This is a genomic window from Streptacidiphilus neutrinimicus, assembly GCF_000787815.1.
GTDB lineage: Bacteria > Actinomycetota > Actinomycetes > Streptomycetales > Streptomycetaceae > Streptacidiphilus > Streptacidiphilus neutrinimicus.
In genome coordinates this window covers 11,503-12,506 of record NZ_BBPO01000060.1, presented here as the reverse complement: position 1 = coordinate 12,506, position 1,004 = coordinate 11,503, and the positions used below count along the sequence as shown (strand labels likewise).

Here is a 1,004-nt window from a genome sequence, read left to right as displayed (position 1 = left end):
CCCCCCGCCGGGGGGGGGGCGTGGGGGGGGCTGCCCCCGCCAGCGACACGCCCCATGGTCCGCGCCATGCTCGGCCTCGACGACCTCACCGCCCGCGCCGCCCGGGCCAAGGGACCGGACCTGCTGCGCGTCGGCGCCCGCCCGTCCGTCCCGAGCGCGCTCCGCCTGCTCCTGAGGGAGCTGGCGGCTGGTTAGCCTGCCTCAGCCGCGCAGGATCTGGGCGCGGTGGATGTCGACCGGGAGGGTCGGGAACCCGTCGCCCGGGCCGTTCTGGTCGTCCTCGCCCCCGGCGGCGATCTTGGCCAGGACGTCCATGCCGGAGGTCACCCGCCCGAAAGGCGTGTACGCGGGGGAGAGCTTGGTGTCCTTCCAGACGAAGAAGAACTGGCTGCAGTTGGTGTTCGGTCCGGCGTTCGCCATGGCCACGGTTCCCGCGGGGTACGTCGCGCCGGCCAGGTTCTCGTCGTTGAAGGAGTAGCCGGGCGCGCCGCTGCCCGTGCCCGTCGGGTCACCGCACTGCAGGACGTAGATCCGCTGGGTGGTCAGGCGGTGGCAGTGGGTCCGGTCGTAGAAGCCGTGCTGGGCCAGGAAGCGGAAGGAGAAGGTCGTGCACGGCGCCGCCGCCGTCAGCGCCTGGAAGGTGATCGTGCCCTGACTGGTGCGGAGCTTGACCGAGAACGGCTGCGCTGCCTTGTGCGCGTCGAAGACGGGGATGCCCTTGAAGCGGTCCGCCGGGACGGAGGCGACGAAGCCGCAGGGGTCGGCGGCGGACGCGGCGTGGGCGTGGGCGGTGGCCGCGTGCGGGGCCGGGGCGAGGCTCTCGCTGCCCGCGCCGCCGGAGGCGTCGGCCGCCGCCGTGGTGCCGAGGCCCAGCACGAGCGCGGAGGCGGCGGCGAGCGGGAGCCAGCGGCGGCGGTGCGGTGCGGCGGCGGGACGGGTCCGGCGCGGGGGCGAGAACAGGGGCGGCATCAAGGGGGCCTTCCGGGACGTCGGTGTCCGTTCTT

At 75.1% G+C, this 1,004-nt stretch carries 2 protein-coding genes; one reads left to right on the top strand and one right to left on the bottom strand.

The genetic code is table 11. The features are described from left to right. Window positions 1–66 precede the first annotated feature (66 nt). A complete protein-coding gene (locus tag TR48_RS46430) occupies window positions 67–195 on the top strand; it encodes a hypothetical protein (RefSeq protein WP_268873607.1) in 129 nt (42 codons plus the stop codon). A gap of 6 nt (window positions 196–201) precedes the next feature. Here the strand turns inward: TR48_RS46430 and TR48_RS29185 are convergent. After that, window positions 202–1,004 (bottom strand): peptidylprolyl isomerase (locus TR48_RS29185; RefSeq protein WP_439654504.1); only part of this gene is annotated, 803 nt, incomplete at its 5' end.